The sequence below is a fragment of the Klebsiella sp. Q2 genome, from assembly GCF_009900705.1.
In the GTDB taxonomy this organism is placed as follows: Bacteria; Pseudomonadota; Gammaproteobacteria; order Enterobacterales; family Enterobacteriaceae; genus Klebsiella; species Klebsiella quasipneumoniae.
On the sequence record NZ_JAAABE010000009.1, the window covers coordinates 45,307 to 64,851 of the forward strand.

General features: G+C 57.5%; 18 protein-coding genes and 1 other annotated feature. Of the genes, 11 read left to right on the plus strand and 7 right to left on the minus strand.

What is annotated here, in order from left to right:
• Positions 1-27: 27 nt before the first annotated feature.
• From mnmE to rpmH, 5 genes are all read right to left on the minus strand, one after another.
• Positions 28-1,392, minus strand: coding sequence for a tRNA uridine-5-carboxymethylaminomethyl(34) synthesis GTPase MnmE (gene mnmE, locus GT756_RS24455; protein WP_004202288.1), 1,365 nt, complete (start codon positions 1,390-1,392; stop codon positions 28-30).
• Between the two features lie 122 nt (positions 1,393-1,514).
• Positions 1,515-3,161 (minus strand): membrane protein insertase YidC, encoded by a 1,647-nt coding sequence (gene yidC / locus GT756_RS24460; RefSeq protein WP_017899657.1) that lies wholly within the window; start codon positions 3,159-3,161, stop codon positions 1,515-1,517.
• A gap of 2 nt (positions 3,162-3,163) precedes the next feature.
• The gene (gene yidD / locus GT756_RS24465) at positions 3,164-3,421 is read right to left on the minus strand and encodes a membrane protein insertion efficiency factor YidD (protein ID WP_004151536.1); all 258 of its coding nucleotides are present in this window, start codon (positions 3,419-3,421) and stop codon (positions 3,164-3,166) included.
• Complete coding sequence (gene rnpA / locus GT756_RS24470; RefSeq protein ID WP_004151535.1) at positions 3,385-3,744, minus strand: ribonuclease P protein component; 360 nt, start codon at positions 3,742-3,744, stop codon at positions 3,385-3,387. The genes yidD and rnpA overlap by 37 nt, the downstream gene beginning before the upstream one ends.
• Positions 3,745-3,759: 15 nt before the next feature.
• Positions 3,760-3,900: a 50S ribosomal protein L34 gene (gene rpmH / locus GT756_RS24475; protein ID WP_000831330.1), complete on the minus strand. Its 141-nt coding sequence runs from the start codon at positions 3,898-3,900 to the stop codon at positions 3,760-3,762.
• Between the two features lie 621 nt (positions 3,901-4,521).
• Between rpmH and dnaA the strand changes: the two genes are divergently transcribed.
• The 8 genes from dnaA to GT756_RS24515 all read left to right on the plus strand — a co-directional run bounded on the left by dnaA (position 4,522) and on the right by GT756_RS24515 (position 15,379).
• Positions 4,522-5,925, plus strand: coding sequence for a chromosomal replication initiator protein DnaA (dnaA, locus tag GT756_RS24480; RefSeq protein ID WP_012540254.1), 1,404 nt, complete (start codon positions 4,522-4,524; stop codon positions 5,923-5,925).
• A gap of 4 nt (positions 5,926-5,929) precedes the next feature.
• Positions 5,930-7,030 (plus strand): DNA polymerase III subunit beta, encoded by a 1,101-nt coding sequence (gene dnaN / locus GT756_RS24485; protein ID WP_004145090.1) that lies wholly within the window; start codon positions 5,930-5,932, stop codon positions 7,028-7,030.
• Positions 7,031-7,178: 148 nt separating this feature from the next.
• Positions 7,179-8,252: a DNA replication/repair protein RecF gene (recF, locus tag GT756_RS24490; protein ID WP_004202283.1), complete on the plus strand. Its 1,074-nt coding sequence runs from the start codon at positions 7,179-7,181 to the stop codon at positions 8,250-8,252.
• A 28-nt stretch (positions 8,253-8,280) separates the two neighbouring features.
• On the plus strand, positions 8,281-10,695 hold the full coding sequence (gene gyrB / locus GT756_RS24495) for a DNA topoisomerase (ATP-hydrolyzing) subunit B (RefSeq protein ID WP_060656538.1): 2,415 nt from the start codon (positions 8,281-8,283) through the stop codon (positions 10,693-10,695).
• A 198-nt stretch (positions 10,696-10,893) separates the two neighbouring features.
• The gene (gene yidA / locus GT756_RS24500) at positions 10,894-11,706 is read left to right on the plus strand and encodes a sugar-phosphatase (protein ID WP_004202280.1); all 813 of its coding nucleotides are present in this window, start codon (positions 10,894-10,896) and stop codon (positions 11,704-11,706) included.
• A gap of 150 nt (positions 11,707-11,856) precedes the next feature.
• On the plus strand, positions 11,857-12,939 hold the full coding sequence (locus tag GT756_RS24505) for a hypothetical protein (protein WP_126494022.1): 1,083 nt from the start codon (positions 11,857-11,859) through the stop codon (positions 12,937-12,939).
• A gap of 20 nt (positions 12,940-12,959) precedes the next feature.
• Positions 12,960-14,075 (plus strand): BamA/TamA family outer membrane protein, encoded by a 1,116-nt coding sequence (locus GT756_RS24510; RefSeq protein ID WP_174562455.1) that lies wholly within the window; start codon positions 12,960-12,962, stop codon positions 14,073-14,075.
• 77 nt (positions 14,076-14,152) lie between these two features.
• Positions 14,153-15,379, plus strand: a complete 1,227-nt coding sequence (locus GT756_RS24515) for a DUF3748 domain-containing protein (RefSeq protein WP_160125111.1) — start codon at positions 14,153-14,155, stop codon at positions 15,377-15,379.
• 1 nt (position 15,380) lies between these two features.
• Here GT756_RS24515 and GT756_RS24520 read toward each other — a convergent pair whose 3' ends face one another.
• Positions 15,381-15,713 carry a YceK/YidQ family lipoprotein gene (locus GT756_RS24520; protein WP_004202272.1) on the minus strand — a complete coding sequence of 111 codons (333 nt, stop codon included), beginning with the start codon at positions 15,711-15,713 and terminating at the stop codon, positions 15,381-15,383.
• 244 nt (positions 15,714-15,957) lie between these two features.
• Positions 15,958-16,033 (plus strand) — a sequence feature (ROSE (Repression Of Heat Shock gene Expression) occurs in the 5'-region of heat shock genes and acts as an RNA thermometer to modulate expression.).
• On the opposite strand from GT756_RS24520, the gene ibpA reads away from it, so the two are divergent.
• The 3 genes from ibpA to GT756_RS24535 all read left to right on the plus strand — a co-directional run bounded on the left by ibpA (position 16,027) and on the right by GT756_RS24535 (position 18,792).
• The gene (gene ibpA / locus GT756_RS24525; protein WP_004151523.1) at positions 16,027-16,440 is read left to right on the plus strand and encodes a small heat shock chaperone IbpA; all 414 of its coding nucleotides are present in this window, start codon (positions 16,027-16,029) and stop codon (positions 16,438-16,440) included. It overlaps the preceding feature by 7 nt.
• Positions 16,441-16,556: 116 nt before the next feature.
• Complete coding sequence (gene ibpB, locus GT756_RS24530; RefSeq protein ID WP_004145074.1) at positions 16,557-16,985, plus strand: small heat shock chaperone IbpB; 429 nt, start codon at positions 16,557-16,559, stop codon at positions 16,983-16,985.
• A gap of 145 nt (positions 16,986-17,130) precedes the next feature.
• Positions 17,131-18,792, plus strand: a complete 1,662-nt coding sequence (locus GT756_RS24535) for a putative transporter (RefSeq protein ID WP_004202271.1) — start codon at positions 17,131-17,133, stop codon at positions 18,790-18,792.
• On the opposite strand, the gene GT756_RS24540 is transcribed toward GT756_RS24535, so the two are convergent.
• Complete coding sequence (locus tag GT756_RS24540; RefSeq protein ID WP_004202269.1) at positions 18,760-19,506, minus strand: GntR family transcriptional regulator; 747 nt, start codon at positions 19,504-19,506, stop codon at positions 18,760-18,762. The genes GT756_RS24535 and GT756_RS24540 overlap by 33 nt on opposite strands.
• Positions 19,507-19,545: the final 39 nt, after the last annotated feature.

Below are 19,545 nucleotides of genomic sequence, written 5' to 3' on the forward strand. Positions count from 1 at the left end.
GGTGAGTGAACATTTACGGACTAAACGTTATTTGCCGATACAGAAGCTGGAGAAGATGCGGCCCAGCAGGTCATCGGAGGTGAACTCCCCGGTGATCTCGCTCAGCGCCTGCTGCGCGAGACGCAGCTCTTCCGCCAGCAGCTCGCCGGCCCAGGCGCCCAGCAGCTGGGCTTTGCCCTGCTGCAGATGGTCCGCCGCCTCTTCCAGCGCCTGCAGATGGCGACGGCGGGCGAGGAAGCCGCCTTCCATATTGGTATCGAAGCCCATGCTCTGCTTGAGGTGGTTACGCAGCACCTCGACGCCTTCGCCAGTGCGTGCCGACAGGCGGATCAGTGAGTGGCCATTTACTTCGCTGATACCCAGCGCTTCGCCGGTGACATCGGCTTTATTACGCACCACGGTAATCGGCAGTTTAGCGGGCAGGCGCTCGATAAAATCTGGCCAGATCTCCGCCGGATCAACGGCGCTGGTGGTGGTGCCATCGACCATAAACAGCACCCGATCGGCCTGGGCAATCTCCTGCCAGGCGCGCTCGATGCCGATACGTTCCACTTCGTCATTGGCGTCGCGCAGGCCTGCGGTATCAATGATATGCAGCGGCATGCCGTCGATATGGATATGCTCGCGCAGCACGTCGCGGGTGGTGCCGGCGATGTCGGTGACGATCGCTGCTTCGCGGCCCGCCAGGGCGTTTAGCAGGCTCGATTTACCGGCATTTGGCCGCCCGGCGATCACCACCTTCATCCCTTCGCGCAGCAGACTGCCCTGACGGGCTTCGGCGCGGACGGCGTCGAGGTCGGCCATCACCTCGTTCAGCTGGGCTTCAATTTTGCCGTCGGAGAGGAAATCAATTTCTTCATCCGGAAAATCAATCGCCGCTTCCACATAGATGCGCAGGTGAGTGAGTGCTTCCACAAGGTGGTTAACCCGCGCGGAGAAGGCCCCCTGCAGTGAGTTCAGCGCCGAGCGCGCCGCCTGTTCTGAGCTGGCGTCGATAAGGTCGGCGATGGCCTCTGCCTGCGCCAGGTCGAGCTTGTCGTTAAGGAACGCGCGCTCAGAGAATTCGCCGGGCCTGGCGATGCGCAGGCCCGGCAGGGTCAGAATACGTTTAAGCAGCAGGTCGAGAATGACCGGGCCGCCGTGGCCCTGCAGCTCAAGCACATCTTCCCCGGTAAAGGAGTTCGGCCCGGGGAACCAAAGCGCAATCCCCTGATCAAGCGGCGTACCGTCAACGTCGTTGAACGGCAGGTAGTCGGCATAGCGCGGTTTCGGCAGCTTGCCGAGTACCGCCTGCGCGACGTCGCGCGCTTTGAGGCCGGAGATGCGCAGGATGCCCACCCCCCCGCGTCCCGGTGGGGTTGCCTGGGCGACGATAGTGTCGTTATGGCTCATGGTGACTCTCTATGTAGATGTAAAAAAGGCGGTCCATTGACCGCCTTCTCTGGCATTAACGTTACCGTAACTACTCTAAATCATTCAAGTCGCAGATGCGTTGCCTTGAAGAATGAAGAGTATCAGGATTTCTTCTTCTCGCGGCTATGCAGGCCACGCTTCTCCAGACCACGGTAAATCAGCTGCTGCTGAATAATGGTCACCAGGTTGCTGACGATGTAGTACACCACCAGGCCAGACGGGAACCACAGGAAGAACACCGTGAAGATGACCGGCATAAAGGTCATGATCTTCTGCTGCATCGGGTCAGTCACGGTGGTCGGCGACATCTTCTGGATGAAGAACATCGTCGCGCCCATGATGATCGGCAGGATGTAGTACGGGTCCTGAGCAGACAGGTCGTGGATCCACAGGATAAACGGCGCATGACGCAGTTCAACCGAGGCGCTCAGCATGTAGTACAGCGCAAGGAAGATCGGCATCTGAATAATCAGCGGGAAGCAGCCGCCCAGCGGGTTCACTTTCTCCGCTTTATACAGCGCCATCATCTCCTGGCTTTGACGTTGTTTATCGTCGCCCAGACGCTCGCGCATGGCCTGAATCTTCGGCTGCAGCATACGCATCTTCGCCATGGAGGTGTACTGCGCTTTGGTCAGCGGGTACATGATGCCACGAACGATAAAGGTGATGACGATGATCGAGAAGCCCCAGTTGCCGAGGAAGCTGTGGATGAACTTCAGCAGCTTGAACAGCGGTTGGGAGATGAACCACAGCCAGCCGTAGTCGACGGTCAGATCCAGGTGCGGCGCGACGGCAGCCATTTTGTCCTGAATCGCCGGGCCGACCCACAGCGTGCTCTGCAGTTTGTCGGTTTGACCAGGCTGTACCAGTACCGGCTGAGATTTATAGCCGATAGCAACAATGCCGTTGCCGAGGTTGGCGGTATAGAAGTTATTCGTCCCGTTATTCTGCGGCACCCACGCAGTGGTGAAGTACTGCTGCAGCATGGCAACCCAACCGTTTTTGGTGCTAACGTTCAGGTTTTCGTTATCCAGAATGGTATCGAATTTGTATTTTTCGTATTTCGAATCCGCGGTGGAGAACGCTGCGCCACGGAAAGTATGCATCGTGGACAGGCCGCCGGTCTGCGTATCGCGACTGGACGGCAGCGCAGCGGTCTGCTTCAGCTGACCGAAGGTCGAGACTTCCAGCGGTTTCTCGCTGGCATTCTGCACGCTATAACCGACGTTCACCGCATAGCCACCGCGTTTCAGGGTGAAGGTTTTGGTGAAGACGTTGCCGGCTTTGTCGGTGTAGGTCAGCGGGATGACGAGCTCATCCTGGCCATCGGCCAGCACAAACGCCTCTTTATCGACGCTGTACAGCGGACGCGGGCCGTTTGCCGGGTTATCCGGACCGTCACGGCCGGTTAAGCCGCTCTGCGCCTGGTAGACAAACTGCGGGGTGGTTTCCAGTAACTGGAACGGTTCGGTCGATTTCAGCGTTTTTGGATACGCCAGAAGCAGCGCCTGCTCAATATCGCCACCGTTGGTGTTGATAGTCAGCTCAAGCACGTCGGTTTTAACCGTAATCAGTTTCCCCTGGCCACTGGCCGGTACGCCCTGGTCGGCGGCGCTACCCGCTGCTGTGGTCGTAGTCTGCGTGGTCTGCTGCTGGGGTTGCGGATTTTTGTCCTGCTCCCAGGCTTGCCAGATCATGAAAGACACGAACAACAAAGCGATGATAAGAAGATTGCGTTGCGAATCCATCGTTAGTGTTCTCTGGTATCAAATGGTCCAGGCGGGACGGGATCGTCACCACCAGGGTGTAAAGGGTGGCATTTTAATACGCGTTTCATCGTCAACCAACTGCCTTTTATCACTCCAAACCTGCGTAAGGCCTCAATTCCGTATTGAGAACAGGTTGGGGTGAAACGACAATGCGGCCCGAGTAGCGGACTAATCAGGCGCTGATAAACTCGAATCAGGCCGATCAGGACCCGCGAGCCAGGCGACAATGGCGGCGCCATAATTTTTCCAACGCTTCCGAGAGAGCACGGTTATCGAGGTCGGCAACCCCTCTTTTCGCCACCACCACGAAATCCATAGGTGGGAGTTCATGTTGACGCAAACGAAAACTTTCACGCGTCAGACGTTTAATCCGATTGCGTTCATGTGCGCGTTTCACGTTTTTCTTGGCGACGGTGAGACCGATGCGGGGATGCCCCAGCGAATTCAGGCGGCCGAGGATGGTGATTTGCGGCGTGCCAGCCCGTTGTGGCTGCTGGAAGACGAAAGTGAAATGACTGGGAGTTAACAAGCGTAACTCCCTGGGAAATGCGAGCTTAACCACGCAGGGTTAGCTTTATTACTTGGAAACGGTCAGACGAGCGCGGCCTTTAGCACGACGACGTGCCAGAACCTGACGACCATTTTTAGTAGCCATACGAGCACGGAAGCCGTGAGAACGGTTGCGCTTCAGTACAGACGGTTGAAAAGTGCGTTTCATGGCGATTTCTACCTAAACTTGAATAAATTCACTGACTTTTGCGTAGACCCGAACGAACTTCGAACGACTTACGCCTCAGCGTGGGTGATTAAAGAGGCCGGATTGTAATAATTGTACACTCCGGAGTCAATTCTCTTTCCTTATTTCTCGCACCTCGTCGCACAAAAAATAAGCTGAGACGTGTGACGAAAACGGGCATTACGCGCCGGGTGGGGGATTATACGGCCTGGCCAGTAAAGCGCAAGGATCCTGAAGGATCTTTGTTAGATCGTTTGCGCCCAAAAGCGGCATAGCTCATTAATTTTTCCAATATGCGGCGGAAATCGTGCTTCACTCCTTCCAGGATCGATTACACTTACCCGGTTTCGATCCTTCCTGTGGATAAATCGGGAAGAATCTGTTGAGAAACACAAGATCTCTTTCTCAGTTTAGGCTATGATCCCCGGTCCCGATCGCGATCCCCGGATCCGCAGCGGGAAATAACCGCAGATAGCGGTTCGCACGTCACCCCTTTTGTGCAGGGGCTTTTCGGCTAATGCAGGGTCTTGTCGACGTGTGCCAACAATCACGATTGTTTCAGTTTTTCTTTGATATCGATTTTATGTTCGAGTGGAGTCCGCCGTGTCACTTTCGCTTTGGCAGCAGTGTCTTGCCCGATTGCAGGATGAGTTACCAGCCACAGAATTCAGCATGTGGATCCGCCCATTGCAGGCGGAACTGAGCGATAACACGCTGGCACTGTATGCGCCAAACCGTTTTGTGCTCGACTGGGTAAGGGACAAATACCTCAATAATATCAATGGACTCCTCAATGATTTTTGCGGTGCGGACGCCCCGCAGCTGCGTTTTGAGGTGGGCGCTAAGCCCGCCAGCTCGCTGCAGAAAGGGGCGGTAAGCCCGGCCGCAGCGGCCATTCCGGCGGCGCAGGTGCAGACCGCGCGCGTGGCGCCGACGATCGTGCGCCCTGGCTGGGATAATGTCCCGGCGCCGGCGGAGCCGACCTACCGTTCTAACGTTAACGTGAAACACACGTTTGATAACTTTGTCGAAGGTAAATCTAACCAGCTGGCCCGCGCGGCGGCGCGTCAGGTGGCGGATAACCCGGGCGGCGCCTATAACCCCCTGTTCCTCTACGGCGGAACGGGTCTGGGTAAAACCCACCTGCTGCACGCGGTGGGGAACGGTATCGTGGCGCGTAAACCGAACGCCAAAGTGGTCTATATGCACTCGGAGCGTTTCGTTCAGGACATGGTTAAAGCGCTGCAGAACAACGCCATCGAAGAGTTTAAGCGCTACTACCGATCCGTTGACGCCCTGCTGATCGATGACATTCAGTTCTTCGCCAATAAAGAGCGATCCCAGGAAGAGTTTTTCCACACCTTCAATGCCCTGCTGGAAGGTAATCAGCAGATCATTTTGACCTCGGATCGTTATCCCAAAGAGATCAACGGCGTTGAAGATCGTCTGAAATCCCGCTTCGGCTGGGGGCTGACGGTGGCGATCGAGCCGCCGGAGCTGGAAACCCGCGTCGCGATCCTGATGAAAAAAGCCGATGAGAACGACATCCGCCTGCCGGGTGAAGTGGCGTTCTTTATTGCCAAGCGCCTGCGCTCAAACGTGCGTGAGCTGGAGGGGGCGCTGAACCGCGTTATCGCCAACGCCAACTTCACCGGCCGGGCGATCACCATCGATTTCGTGCGCGAAGCGCTGCGCGATCTGCTGGCGCTGCAGGAAAAACTGGTCACCATCGACAATATTCAAAAGACGGTGGCGGAGTACTACAAGATTAAGGTAGCGGACCTGCTGTCCAAACGCCGCTCCCGTTCGGTGGCGCGTCCTCGCCAGATGGCGATGGCGCTGGCCAAAGAGCTGACCAACCACAGCCTGCCGGAAATCGGCGATGCGTTTGGTGGCCGCGACCATACCACCGTGCTGCACGCCTGCCGCAAGATTGAGCAGCTGCGTGAAGAAAGCCACGACATTAAAGAAGATTTTTCCAATTTAATCAGAACATTATCCTCGTGACGCTATGAAATTTACCGTAGAACGTGAACATTTATTAAAACCGCTGCAACAGGTGAGCGGTCCGTTAGGTGGTCGTCCGACGCTGCCCATTCTCGGTAACCTGCTGCTTCAGGTCGCGGACGGCGCGCTGTCGCTGACCGGTACCGATCTTGAAATGGAGATGGTGGCGCGCGTGGCGCTGGTTCAGCCGCACGAAGCGGGCGCCACCACCGTTCCGGCGCGTAAATTCTTTGATATCTGCCGCGGCCTGCCGGAAGGTGCGGAGATCGCGGTGCAGCTGGAAGGCGATCGCATGCTGGTGCGTTCCGGCCGCAGCCGCTTCTCGCTGTCGACCCTGCCCGCTGCCGATTTCCCGAATCTTGACGACTGGCAGAGCGAGGTGGAATTTACCCTGCCGCAGGCGACCATGAAGCGTCTGATCGAAGCGACCCAGTTCTCGATGGCGCACCAGGATGTTCGTTACTACTTAAACGGTATGCTGTTCGAAACCGAAGGCAGCGAACTGCGCACCGTCGCGACCGACGGCCACCGTCTGGCGGTCTGTTCGATGCCGCTGGAAGCGTCGCTGCCGAACCATTCGGTGATCGTGCCGCGTAAAGGGGTGATTGAGCTGATGCGGATGCTCGACGGCGGTGATACGCCGCTGCGCGTGCAGATTGGCAGCAATAACATCCGCGCCCACGTCGGCGATTTTATCTTCACTTCGAAGCTGGTTGATGGCCGTTTCCCGGATTATCGCCGCGTATTGCCGAAAAATCCGGATAAACACCTCGAAGCGGGCTGCGATATTCTGAAGCAGGCTTTTGCCCGCGCGGCGATTCTCTCCAATGAGAAATTCCGCGGCGTGCGGCTGTACGTGAGCGAAAATCAGCTGAAAATCACCGCCAATAACCCGGAGCAGGAAGAAGCGGAAGAGATTCTGGACGTGACCTACGCCGGAACGGAGATGGAGATTGGCTTCAACGTTAGCTACGTGCTGGATGTGCTGAACGCGCTGAAGTGCGAGAATGTACGGATTCTGCTGACGGATTCGGTGTCGAGCGTGCAGATTGAGGATGCGGCTTCGCAATCCGCCGCCTACGTTGTCATGCCAATGCGATTGTAGAATCTGCAAAGGGGCTGGTTTACTTGCCATTTCGCCTTCCGGCAGTGCTCGAAATGCTCACGTACTTCGTGTACGCTCCGCTTTCTGCGCGCTGGCGGTAGACGAACTGGCTGCGACACCCACGCCCCTTGAATGATGACGAGCTGATATGTCGCTATCCCGACTCCTGATCAAAGACTTCCGCAATATTGAACATGCGGATCTCGCTTTATCTCCCGGCTTTAACTTCCTGGTTGGCGCCAACGGCAGCGGCAAAACCAGCGTGCTGGAAGCTATCTATACGCTCGGTCATGGCCGGGCGTTTCGTAGTTTGCAAATTGGCCGGGTGATCCGCCACGAGCAGGATGCGTTTGTTCTGCACGGGCGTTTACAGGGCGAAGAGCGGGAAACCGCCATCGGCCTGACCAAAGACAAACAGGGCGACAGCAAGGTGCGTATCGACGGCACCGACGGCCACAAAGTGGCGGAGCTGGCGCACCTGATGCCGATGCAGCTTATTACGCCGGAGGGGTTTACTTTACTCAACGGCGGCCCCAAATACAGAAGAGCATTCCTTGACTGGGGATGCTTTCATAACGAAGCCGGATTCTTCACCGCCTGGAGCAACCTGAAGCGCCTGGTCAAGCAGCGCAACGCCGCGCTGCGTCAGGTCAGCCGCTATGCCCAGCTGCGGCCATGGGATCTGGAATTAATCCCGCTGGCGGAGCAGATCAGCCGCTGGCGTGCCGAATACAGCGCCGCTATCGTCGAAGACATGGCGGATACCTGTCAGCAATTTTTACCGGAATTCTCGCTCTCTTTCTCCTTCCAGCGCGGCTGGGAAAAAGAGACCGACTACGCTGAAGTGCTGGAGCGGAATTTCGAGCGCGACAGAATGTTAACCTATACCGCCCACGGCCCGCATAAAGCGGATTTCCGTATTCGTGCCGACGGGGCGCCGGTGGAAGATACCTTGTCGCGCGGGCAGCTTAAGCTGCTGATGTGCGCCCTGCGTCTGGCGCAGGGCGAGTTCCTCACCCGCGTCAGCGGGCGGCGCTGCCTGTACCTGATAGATGATTTTGCCTCGGAACTCGATGATGCCCGCCGCGGTCTGTTATCCAGTCGCCTGAAAGCGACGCAGTCGCAGGTTTTCGTCAGCGCGATCAGCGCTGAGCACGTTATGGACATGTCGGACAAAAATTCGAAGATGTTCCGCGTGGAAAAAGGTAAAATAACGGATTAACCCAAGATTAAATGAGCGAGAAACGTTGATGTCGAATTCTTATGACTCCTCCAGTATCAAAGTCCTGAAAGGGCTGGATGCGGTGCGTAAGCGCCCGGGTATGTATATCGGCGACACGGATGACGGCACCGGTCTGCACCACATGGTATTCGAGGTTGTGGATAACGCTATCGACGAAGCGCTCGCGGGTTACTGCAAAGATATCGTGGTGACCATCCACAGCGATAACTCCGTCTCCGTCCAGGATGACGGCCGCGGCATCCCGACCGGCATTCACCCGGAAGAGGGCGTCTCCGCAGCGGAAGTTATCATGACCGTCCTGCACGCTGGCGGTAAATTTGACGATAACTCCTATAAAGTCTCCGGCGGCCTGCACGGCGTGGGCGTCTCGGTGGTTAACGCCCTGTCGCAGAAGCTGGAGCTGGTTATCCAGCGCGATAACAAAGTGCACAAACAAATGTATGAGCACGGTGTGCCGCAGGCGCCGCTGGCCGTGACCGGCGAGACCGATAAAACCGGCACCATGGTGCGTTTCTGGCCGAGCCTGGAAACCTTCACCAACGTCACCGAGTTTGAATACGATATCCTGGCGAAACGCCTGCGCGAACTGTCGTTCCTGAACTCCGGGGTCTCTATCCGCCTGCGCGATAAGCGTGACGGCAAAGAAGATCATTTCCACTACGAAGGCGGCATCAAGGCGTTCGTTGAGTATCTCAACAAGAACAAAACGCCGATCCATCCGAATATCTTCTATTTCTCTACGGAAAAAGACGGTATCGGTGTGGAAGTGGCCCTGCAGTGGAACGATGGCTTCCAGGAAAACATTTACTGCTTTACCAATAACATTCCGCAGCGTGACGGTGGTACTCACCTTGCCGGCTTCCGTGCGGCGATGACCCGTACCCTCAACGCCTACATGGACAAAGAGGGCTACAGTAAAAAAGCGAAAGTCAGCGCCACCGGCGACGACGCCCGTGAAGGCCTGATTGCCGTGGTATCGGTGAAAGTGCCGGATCCGAAATTCTCCTCACAGACCAAAGACAAGCTGGTCTCCTCCGAGGTGAAATCGGCGGTTGAGCAGCAGATGAACGAACTGCTGAGCGAATACCTGCTGGAAAACCCGTCCGATGCGAAAATCGTGGTCGGCAAAATTATTGACGCCGCGCGCGCGCGCGAAGCCGCGCGTCGTGCCCGTGAGATGACCCGCCGTAAAGGCGCGCTGGATCTGGCTGGCCTGCCGGGCAAACTGGCGGACTGCCAGGAACGCGACCCGGCGCTCTCCGAACTGTACCTGGTGGAAGGGGACTCTGCGGGCGGCTCTGCTAAACAGGGTCGTAACCGTAAGAATCAGGCGATCCTGCCGCTGAAGGGTAAAATCCTTAACGTTGAGAAAGCCCGCTTCGACAAGATGCTCTCTTCTCAGGAAGTGGCCACGCTGATCACCGCTCTGGGCTGCGGCATCGGCCGCGATGAGTACAACCCGGACAAACTGCGCTATCACAGCATCATCATCATGACCGATGCGGACGTCGACGGCTCGCACATTCGTACCCTGCTGTTGACCTTCTTCTATCGTCAGATGCCGGAGATCGTCGAGCGCGGCCACGTCTATATTGCCCAGCCGCCGCTGTACAAAGTGAAGAAAGGCAAACAGGAACAGTACATTAAAGACGACGAAGCGATGGATCAGTATCAGATCGCTATCGCTCTTGACGGTGCGACCCTGCATACTAACGCCAATGCGCCGGCGCTGGCGGGCGAACCGCTGGAAAAACTGGTTGCCGAGTTTAACGCCACCCAGAAAATGATTGGCCGCATGGAGCGCCGCTTCCCGAAAGCGCTGCTGAAAGAGCTTATCTATCAGCCGACCCTGACCGAGACCGATCTGGCTGACGAACAGAAGGTGACCCGCTGGGTGAACACGCTGGTATCCGAGCTGAATGAGAAAGAGCAGCACGGCAGCCAGTGGAAATTTGATCTCCACGAGAACAAAGAGCTGCAGCATTTTGAACCGGTTATTCGCGTTCGTACCCACGGCGTGGACACCGACTATCCGCTGGATAATGAGTTCATTATGGGGCCGGAATATCGCCGTATCTGTACCCTGGGTGAGAAACTGCGCGGCCTGATGGAAGAAGATGCTTACATCGAGCGCGGCGAACGTCGTCAGCCGGTGGCCAGCTTCGAGCAGGCTCTGGACTGGCTGGTGAAAGAGTCCCGTCGCGGCCTCTCTATCCAGCGCTATAAAGGTCTGGGCGAGATGAACCCGGATCAGCTGTGGGAGACCACCATGGATCCGGACAGCCGCCGCATGCTGCGCGTCACCGTCAAGGATGCCATTGCTGCCGATCAGCTGTTCACCACCCTGATGGGTGATGCGGTTGAACCACGTCGCGCCTTTATCGAAGAAAACGCCCTGAAAGCGGCGAATATCGATATCTAAGCCGTGTTCCCCCGGAGCGAGTTTGCCCGGGGTAACGGAATGTCTGAGCCCGGTCGCATGGCGCGACCGGGCTTTTCTTTGCCAGTAAAAGAGGAATCCTCTGCTGCGGTTCCATCCCCCTTTCTGGCCGACACTTTTACTGTTTTTTGAGCGGAATCGCGTTAGCATGAGGGAAGACTCATCTTACCCGGGGATCCTATGGCTATTAAACTGATTGCAATCGATATGGACGGCACTCTGCTGCTGCCAGACCATACCATCTCTCCTGCGGTGAAAGCCGCCATTGCCGCGGCGCGTGAGCGCGGCGTCAACGTGGTGCTGACCACCGGCCGCCCTTACGCCGGCGTTCACAGCTATCTGAAAGAGCTACATATGGAGCAGCCGGGTGATTACTGCATTACCTACAATGGCGCGCTGGTGCAAAAAGCCGGGGACGGCAGCACCGTGGCGCAAACCGCGTTGAGCTATGACGACTATCGCTTCCTCGAACAGCTTTCCCGCGAGGTCGGCTCCCACTTCCACGCGCTCGATCGCAATACGCTGTATACCGCAAACCGCGATATCAGCTACTACACCGTGCATGAATCCTATGTGGCGACCATCCCGCTGGTGTTCTGCGAAGCGGAAAAGATGGACCCTGAGATCCAGCTGCTGAAAGTCATGATGATCGATGAGCCGGCGATCCTCGACCAGGCCATCGCCCGTATCCCGGCGGAAGTGAAAGAGAAGTACACCGTGCTGAAAAGCGCGCCTTACTTCCTCGAAATACTGGATAAACGCGTCAATAAAGGCACCGGCGTGAAGTCGCTGGCCGATGCGCTGGGTATCAAACCGGAAGAGATTATGGCGATTGGCGATCAGGAAAATGATATCGCGATGATAGAATTTGCCGGCGTCGGCGTGGCGATGGATAACGCCATTCCGGCGGTTAAAGAGGCGGCGAACTTCATTACCAAATCGAACCTCGATGATGGCGTCGCCTTCGCTATTGAAAAATACGTTTTAGCGTAAGCTTCCTTCAGGCCTGGCGTTCTTCGGGCCTGTCTTCTCTTTTTTCATGAACAGATGTTAATCCGCATTTAAATCCCTTATTCCGCACAGGGGATTCTATAAGCTACCCGCCCTCTTTTTTTGCAATTCAGAACTAACATCAGATTTTTCATGAATAAACGCCATTATTTGATGTTGGTTACGCTGCCATTCGCCTCTGTTCAGATTTGCGCGGCCGCGGAACCAACGACGCCGCTTGAGCCGGCGTACGCCTATCACGGCGCCGAGCCTGCGGATCTGCCGGCGCCGGTCGACACCGAGACTGAGACAGCGGAATCGGCGCCGATATTGCCATTTCTAGGCGATGAGGCCAGAAAACGTGGCTACGTCCTGCCGCTGCCGTTTGGCGTCAGCATTAATTATATGGATATGCGGCAGAATATTAATGTCGACAGCATTAGCTTCACCGGCCTGTCGCTGGACGGCCGCAATATCGATTGCGGTAAGGATCCTGTTTGCAAACACGCCGTGAAGAACATTTTCGCTAAGGGGCCGGTCTCACTGGATAACGCCTTCCAGATTGGCGTTGGTCATACGCGGGAAAGCAGCAAAACCGAGACGCTCAAGCTGGATGCCTGGCTGCTGCCGTTTATAAATGTTTATGGTCTCGTCGGACACACCGAGGGACACTCCATTTCGCAGATTGCCGTCGGCCTGAAGGGACCGAACGGCAAAGTGGTGCCCATGCCCGGGATGCAGGACCTCGACTTTCGCCTCGATTTTAAAGGTACCACCTATGGGATGGGCACCACGCTGGTGGGCGGCGTCGGCAACTGGTTTACGGTGCTGGACGCTAACTACACCCAGACCCGCTTTGATATCCTCGACGGCAGCATTGATGCGTTTACCTTTTCGCCGCGCGTAGGCTATCGTTTCATTACGCCTTCGGTCGATGCGCTACATCTCCCCGCCGGTAAGCTGAACCTGTGGGTCGGCAGCATGTATCAGGACGTGCAGCAGGAGTTTAAGGGCAGCCTTAACGATCTCTCGATGCCGTCGCCGCTGCTGCAAAACATGGTCAACCTGGCCAACCAGGACAATAACGGTCGCTTCGATGTGAAGCAGCATCTGCAGTCGCCGTGGAACGTGCTGGTGGGCGCACAGTATGAGCTGACGCAGAATTTTAACATCACCACGGAGTTTGGTTTTGCCGAACGTAACAGCTTCTTTATCTCCGGTGAGTATCGCTTTTGAGCCGACCGCTTAACCCTGTTCTGTTGCTTCTGACATGCGCGCTATGCGCGCCGGTCCAGGCCAAGGCCATCAGCCGCGAGCAAATCGACGGCTGGCTGCAGCATCTCGGCGCCAGCGATAAGTTCGACGCCAGCAAAGGCATTGACTGGGGCATGATGCCCGGTCCGTTTTATACGCCGGAGCTGGGGCTGGGCATCGGCACTGCCATCGTCGGTCTCTACCGTCCCGATCCGCAGGATACCACCAGCCAGAATTCCACGCTGACGCTCAGCGGCTACGCCAGCTCCACCGGCGCCTTTGGCCTTAGCGTGAAAAACTACGCTTTTTTTGACCACGACCGATGGCGAATTTTTGTTGATGGTTCAATGGCCAACACCCCGACGTACTTCTGGGGACAAGGCTTTCATGCCGGCGATAAAGACAACGAAAAAGAGAAATATACCGCCCAGGTGCTGACCCTGCGCCCGACGGTCTACCGGCAGCTTATCGACAATGTTTATCTCGGCGCTGGATGGTCGCTGGCGGCGCAGAATGCCGATAAGATGGACCATAACGATCTGCCGAAAATTGAAAATACCCCGCAGGGACCGTCGGTATTCAGCTCGGGTGCCAGCGTCGCGCTCAACTGGGACGATCGCGACTTCGTCCCCAATCCGCGCCGGGGTCAGTATGCCAACTTCCGTTACACCCACTATGCGCCCGGCTTAGGCAGCGATACCCGCTTTGAAGAATTTCAGCTGCACTACAGCCATTATCATGCCCTCAGCGAGAAGAGCGTCCTCGCCTGGGAGGCCGATGGCGCCTTCACCCAGGGCGAGGTACCGTGGAGCATGATGCCGCTGCTGGGCAGCGATGAACGGATGCGCGGCTACTACCAGGGGCGCTACCGGGATAAAAACGTCTTCAGCAGCCAGCTGGAATATCGCCGGCAGCTCACCTGGCGGCACGGGATTGTCGCCTGGGCCGGGGCGGGAACCATGGGGCCTTCACTGTCGTCGCTGAATAATGACCGCTGGCTGCCTTCGGCGGGCGTTGGCTACCGCTTTGAATTCAAACCTCGCGTTAACGTTCGCCTCGACTACGGTATCGGCAAAGGCAGCAGCGGCTTTTACTTCCAGGTCGGCGAAGCGTTTTAAGCTCGTCGCCGGGCATTCAACCCGGTGCGGATTGCGGTATGCTAAGGCTACTCTCATATCGGCCCGGTCAGCACACCATGAAACAAGTTACCTTTGCTCCTCGCAACCACCAGCTCACCAACACCCGCACCTGGACCCCCGACAGCCAGTGGCTGGTGTACGACGTTCGCCCGTCCGGCGCGTCGTTCACCGGCGAGACCATAGAGCGAGTGAACGTAAACAGCGGCGCGGTGGAGACCATTTATCGTGCCACGCAAGGCGCGCACGTCGGCGTGGTGACCGTGCATCCAACCCAGGATCGCTATGTGTTTATTCATGGCCCCGAGCGGCCGGATGCACAGTGGCAGTATGATTTTCATCACCGTCGCGGGGTGGTGGCCTTTCAGGGAGCCGTCGAGAATCTGGACGCCATGGACATTACCGCCCCTTACACCCCCGGGGCGCTGCGCGGCGGCAGCCACGTCCATGTCTATAGCCCCAACGGCCAACTGGTCAGTTTTACCTACAACGATCATGTGCTGCATGAGCGCGACCCGGCGCTGGATCTGCGCAACGTCGGCGTGGCGGCGCCGTATGGACCAGTGACGCCGCCGGGCCACCATCCGCGCGAATACGGCGGCAGCCACTGGTGCGTTCTGGTGAGCCGCACGACGCCGACTCCCGCGCCGGGCAGCGATGAGATTAATCGCGCCTATGAAGAGGGCTGGGTCGGGAACCATGCGCTGGCGTTTATTGGCGATACGCTGGCGGAAAACGGCGACAAAGTCCCGGAGCTGTTTATTGTCGAGCTGCCGCAGGATGAAGCCGGCTGGAAGCAGCCCGGCGGGGCGCCGCTGGCGGGCACCGCAAGCACGATGCCGGCGCCGCCGGCGGGCGTCAGTCAGCGTCGTTTGACCTTCACCCACCATCGCCGCTACCCGGGGCTAGTGAACGTTCCGCGCCACTGGATGCGCGCCAATCCGCAGGCGACGGCGATAGCCTTTCTGATGCGCGACGACGCCGGCGTAGTGCAGCTATGGCTTATTTCCCCGCGGGGGGGCGAGCCGCGGCAGTTGACGCATCACGCGTCGGGTATCCAGTCGGCGTTTAACTGGCATCCGTCGGGAGAGTGGCTGGGCTTTGTACTGGAGGGGCGGATTGCCTGCTGTCATGCCGGCACAGGCGATATCACCTTTTTAACCGAGGCGCATGCTCATGCGCCCTCGGCGGACGCGATCGTCTTTTCGCCAGACGGTAAACAGATTGCCTGGATGGAGGAGGTGGACGGTTATCGTCAGCTGTGGGTTACGCAGACCGGGCGATAACTTACTGGGCAGGCATAGGCGCTGGCGGGATCACCGAGTTGGTCGCCAGCGTGGCCTTCTCGCTCTTTTCGACCCGAGATTTGATTGAGCTGTCGGTGCGGAACATATCCCACGGCAGCAGCAGGGTATCCATGACGGCGGTGAACGGCATGTCCAGCGCCACCAGCGATTTCACACCCCAGTTGGTATTGCTGTCCCCCAGCGTTTGCGCACTGGATCGCGTGCCCGGATAGGTTCCCTCTTTGCCACCGGTATGTGACATTACGCTGGAGCAACCGCTCAGGCTTATTATCCCGCTGAACAGGACCAGCTTTAACAGTCGTCTGCTTTTCATTGTTCTTCCATCGTCGTTTCGGGCGTTGAGATAACCTTGTTGGGTTATATCGGGCCATCCCGTGAATGCATAGCGTTATTGCGCCGCACTGTGGCGGGCATCGCACTTTGCTTTTTGTGCTCCTCCCCCCAGTCTAAGCAATCATCGGCAAACTGCAAAAAAAAACGCCCCGAATCCCTTGAAAAGGACGGGGAGAAACCCATTTTATAGGTGTAACCCGCTGAGAATACGCCTGAGGGGTATTCCGGATTACCGCGGCCTGTCCACGATGGAAGGTCATTTGATTCTCGCTGATTTTCAGGAGCTATTTATTATGCGTAACTTCGATCTCTCCCCGCTTTATCGTTCAGCCATTGGTTTCGACCGCCTGTTTAACCTGCTGGAAAACAATCAAAGCCAGAGCAATGGCGGCTACCCTCCGTATAACGTCGAGCTGGTAGACGAAAACCACTATCGCATCGCCATCGCGGTGGCCGGCTTTGCTGAAAGCGAACTGGAGATCACCGCCCAGGACAATCTGCTGATCGTCAAAGGCGCCCACGCTGCCGAGCAGAAAGAGCGGACCTACCTGTATCAGGGGATCGCCGAGCGCAACTTCGAGCGCAAATTCCAGCTAGCGGAAAACATTCATGTCCGCGGCGCCAACCTGGTAAACGGTCTGCTGTATATCGATCTGGAACGGGTGATCCCGGAAGCGAACAAGCCGCGCCGTATCGAAATCAACTAATTGTCTCTCTCAGGCCGCAAGGCGGCCTGATGTAACAACCTGCTCGCCGTCAGGGAGCAGATGCGAATTCACGCAATTCGCAGACATTCACTCGCTTCTTAGAAGGAGAAAACAGTATGCGTAACTACGATTTATCCCCCCTGCTGCGTCAATGGATCGGTTTTGACAAACTGGCCAGCGCCCTGCAAACCGCCGGTGAAAGCCAGAGCTTCCCGCCCTATAACATCGAAAAAAGCGACGATAACCACTACCGCATCACCCTTGCGCTGGCCGGTTTCCGTCAGGAAGATCTGGATATTCAACTGGAAGGCACCCGCCTGGTGGTAAAAGGCACACCGCAGCAGCCGGAAAAAGAGACCACCTGGCTACACCAGGGGCTGGTGAGCCAGGCCTTCAGCCTGAGCTTCACCCTCGCTGACAACATGGAGGTCTCTGGCGCGACCTTCACCAACGGTCTGCTGCATATCGATCTGACCCGCAATGAGCCTGAGCAGATCGCCCCGCAGCGTATCGCCATCAGCGAACGACCGGCGTTAAATAGTTAATTAAGCGAAAAACTTATAAAGCCCCGATTTTCGGGGCTTTTTTGTGCCTGTCTGTTTGCTGGTATTGTGCGCCAGGCAGCATACAACCCGCCTGGCCGCGGTCATAATCCCTGTTAATAATAATGTTATTCACAGGGACGGTACCATGAGTGAGATAGCATTGACGGTCAGCGTACTGGCGCTGGTGGCGGTGGTTGGGTTGTGGATCGGCAATGTCAAAATCCGCGGCGTTGGCTTTGGTATTGGCGGCGTGTTATTTGGCGGCATTATCGTCGGTCACTTTGTCGATCAGGCGGGCGTCGCCCTCAGCAGCCCGATGCTGCATTTTATTCAGGAATTCGGCTTGATCCTGTTTGTCTACACCATCGGTATCCAGGTGGGACCGGGCTTTTTCGCCTCGCTGCGGGTCTCAGGCCTGCGGCTCAATCTGTTCGCTATCCTGATCGTGATTCTCGGCGGCCTGGTCACCGCGGTGCTGCATAAGCTGTTCAATATTCCTCTCCCGGTGGTGCTTGGCATCTTCTCCGGCGCGGTGACCAACACGCCGGCGCTGGGGGCCGGGCAGCAAATCCTGCGCGATCTCGGGGTGCCGTTCGAGGTGGTCGATCAGATGGGGATGAGCTACGCGATGGCGTATCCGTTCGGCATCTGCGGCATTCTGCTGACCATGTGGCTGGTGCGCCTGTTCTTTCGCATCAATGTCGAGAAAGAGGCCCAGCAGTTTGAGGAGAGCAGCGGCAACGGCCATGCCCATTTGCACACCATCAACGTGCGGGTGGAGAACCCCAACCTCCACCAGATGGCGATTCAGGATGTGCCGATGCTCAACAGCGACAATATCGTCTGTTCGCGGCTGAAGCGCGGTGAGCTGCTGATGGTGCCTGCGCCGGGAACCCTTATCCAGGCCGGCGATCTGCTGCACCTGGTGGGGCGGCCGGAGGATCTGCACAATGCGCAACTGGTGATCGGCCAGGAGGTGGCCACCTCGCTGTCAACGCGCGGCACCGACCTGAAGGTGGAGCGGGTGGTGGTGACTAACGAGAAAGTGCTGGGGAAGAAAATACGCGATCTGCACGTCAAACAGCGCTATGACGTGGTGATCTCCCGGCTTAATCGCGCAGGCGTCGAACTGGTGGCCAGCAGCAGCGCCAGCCTGCAGTTTGGCGATATCCTCAACCTGGTCGGCCGTCCGGAGGCGATTGACGCCGTGGCCGCCGAGCTGGGTAACGCCCAGCAGAAGCTGCAGCAGGTTCAGATGCTGCCGGTATTTATCGGCATCGGCCTCGGGGTACTGCTGGGTTCTATCCCGTTGTTTATTCCCGGCTTCCCCGCCGCCCTGAAGCTGGGGCTGGCCGGGGGGCCGCTGATTATGGCGCTGATCCTCGGGCGTATCGGTAGCATCGGCAAGCTGTACTGGTTTATGCCGCCGAGCGCCAACCTGGCGCTGCGCGAGCTGGGGATCGTGCTGTTTCTGGCGGTGGTCGGGCTAAAATCGGGGGGCGACTTTGTGGCGACCCTGACCCAGGGCGATGGCCTGAGCTGGATCGCTTACGGCATTTTCATCACCGCCATCCCGCTGCTGACGGTAGGCATTCTCGCGCGCATGCTGGCGAACATGAACTATCTGACGCTGTGCGGCATGCTGGCCGGCTCGATGACCGACCCGCCGGCGCTGGCCTTCGCCAACAATCTGCACGCCACCAGCGGCGCGGCGGCGCTCTCTTACGCTACCGTCTATCCGCTGGTGATGTTTCTGCGGATTATCACCCCGCAGCTACTCGCCGTGCTGTTCTGGGGGCTGAGCTAGCGGGCTGTGCGTCTGGACGCGGCGCAGATGGTAGTCCACCTGATACTCGCTGGCGTTGCGGAACATGACCGAATAGTTAAGAAACTCGCCGCTGTCGCTGTAGGAAAGGGAGGTAATACGCAGCAGCGGCGTCTGCTCCGGGACGTTCATTGAGCGCGCCAGTTGCTTGTCCGCCAGCACCGGCGTCAGCGTTTCATAGTTCCCGCTGATGATGATCCCGCACTCCTTCTCAATATAATCAAATTTCGACCCTTCCAGATGACTCAGCGACAGGTTGCGGAACAGCTTCACCGGCATATAGCTATCCTCCAGCATCAGCGGCTTGCCGTCGACGAAGCGCACCCGCCGTGAGAAGTAGATCCGTTCATCAATTTTAATCCGCAGCAGACTGGCGATGGCCGGCGGGGCGGGCATCACCTCGAAGGCCAGCACCTGACTCACCACCTCTTTACCCTGTTTGCGCAGCACTTCCGCCAGGCCGGTGAGATTGCTGGTTTCATGATGGACGTCTTTGCGCGCCACGTAGGTCCCCGAGCCGTGACGACGGACCACCAGCCCCCAGTCCACCAGCAGGTCGATGGCTTTGCGGATGGTCATGCGCGCCACCCCGAACTCCTCGGCCAGTTTTTTCTCTCCCGGCAGCGGGCTGCCGATGGCGAAGTCGGCAGAATTCAGCCGTAGCCGCAGGCGGTCAGCAATGGATTTGTAGATCACCAGTAGTCCTCTTGTACAGGAAAGGGCGAGGTTATTTTC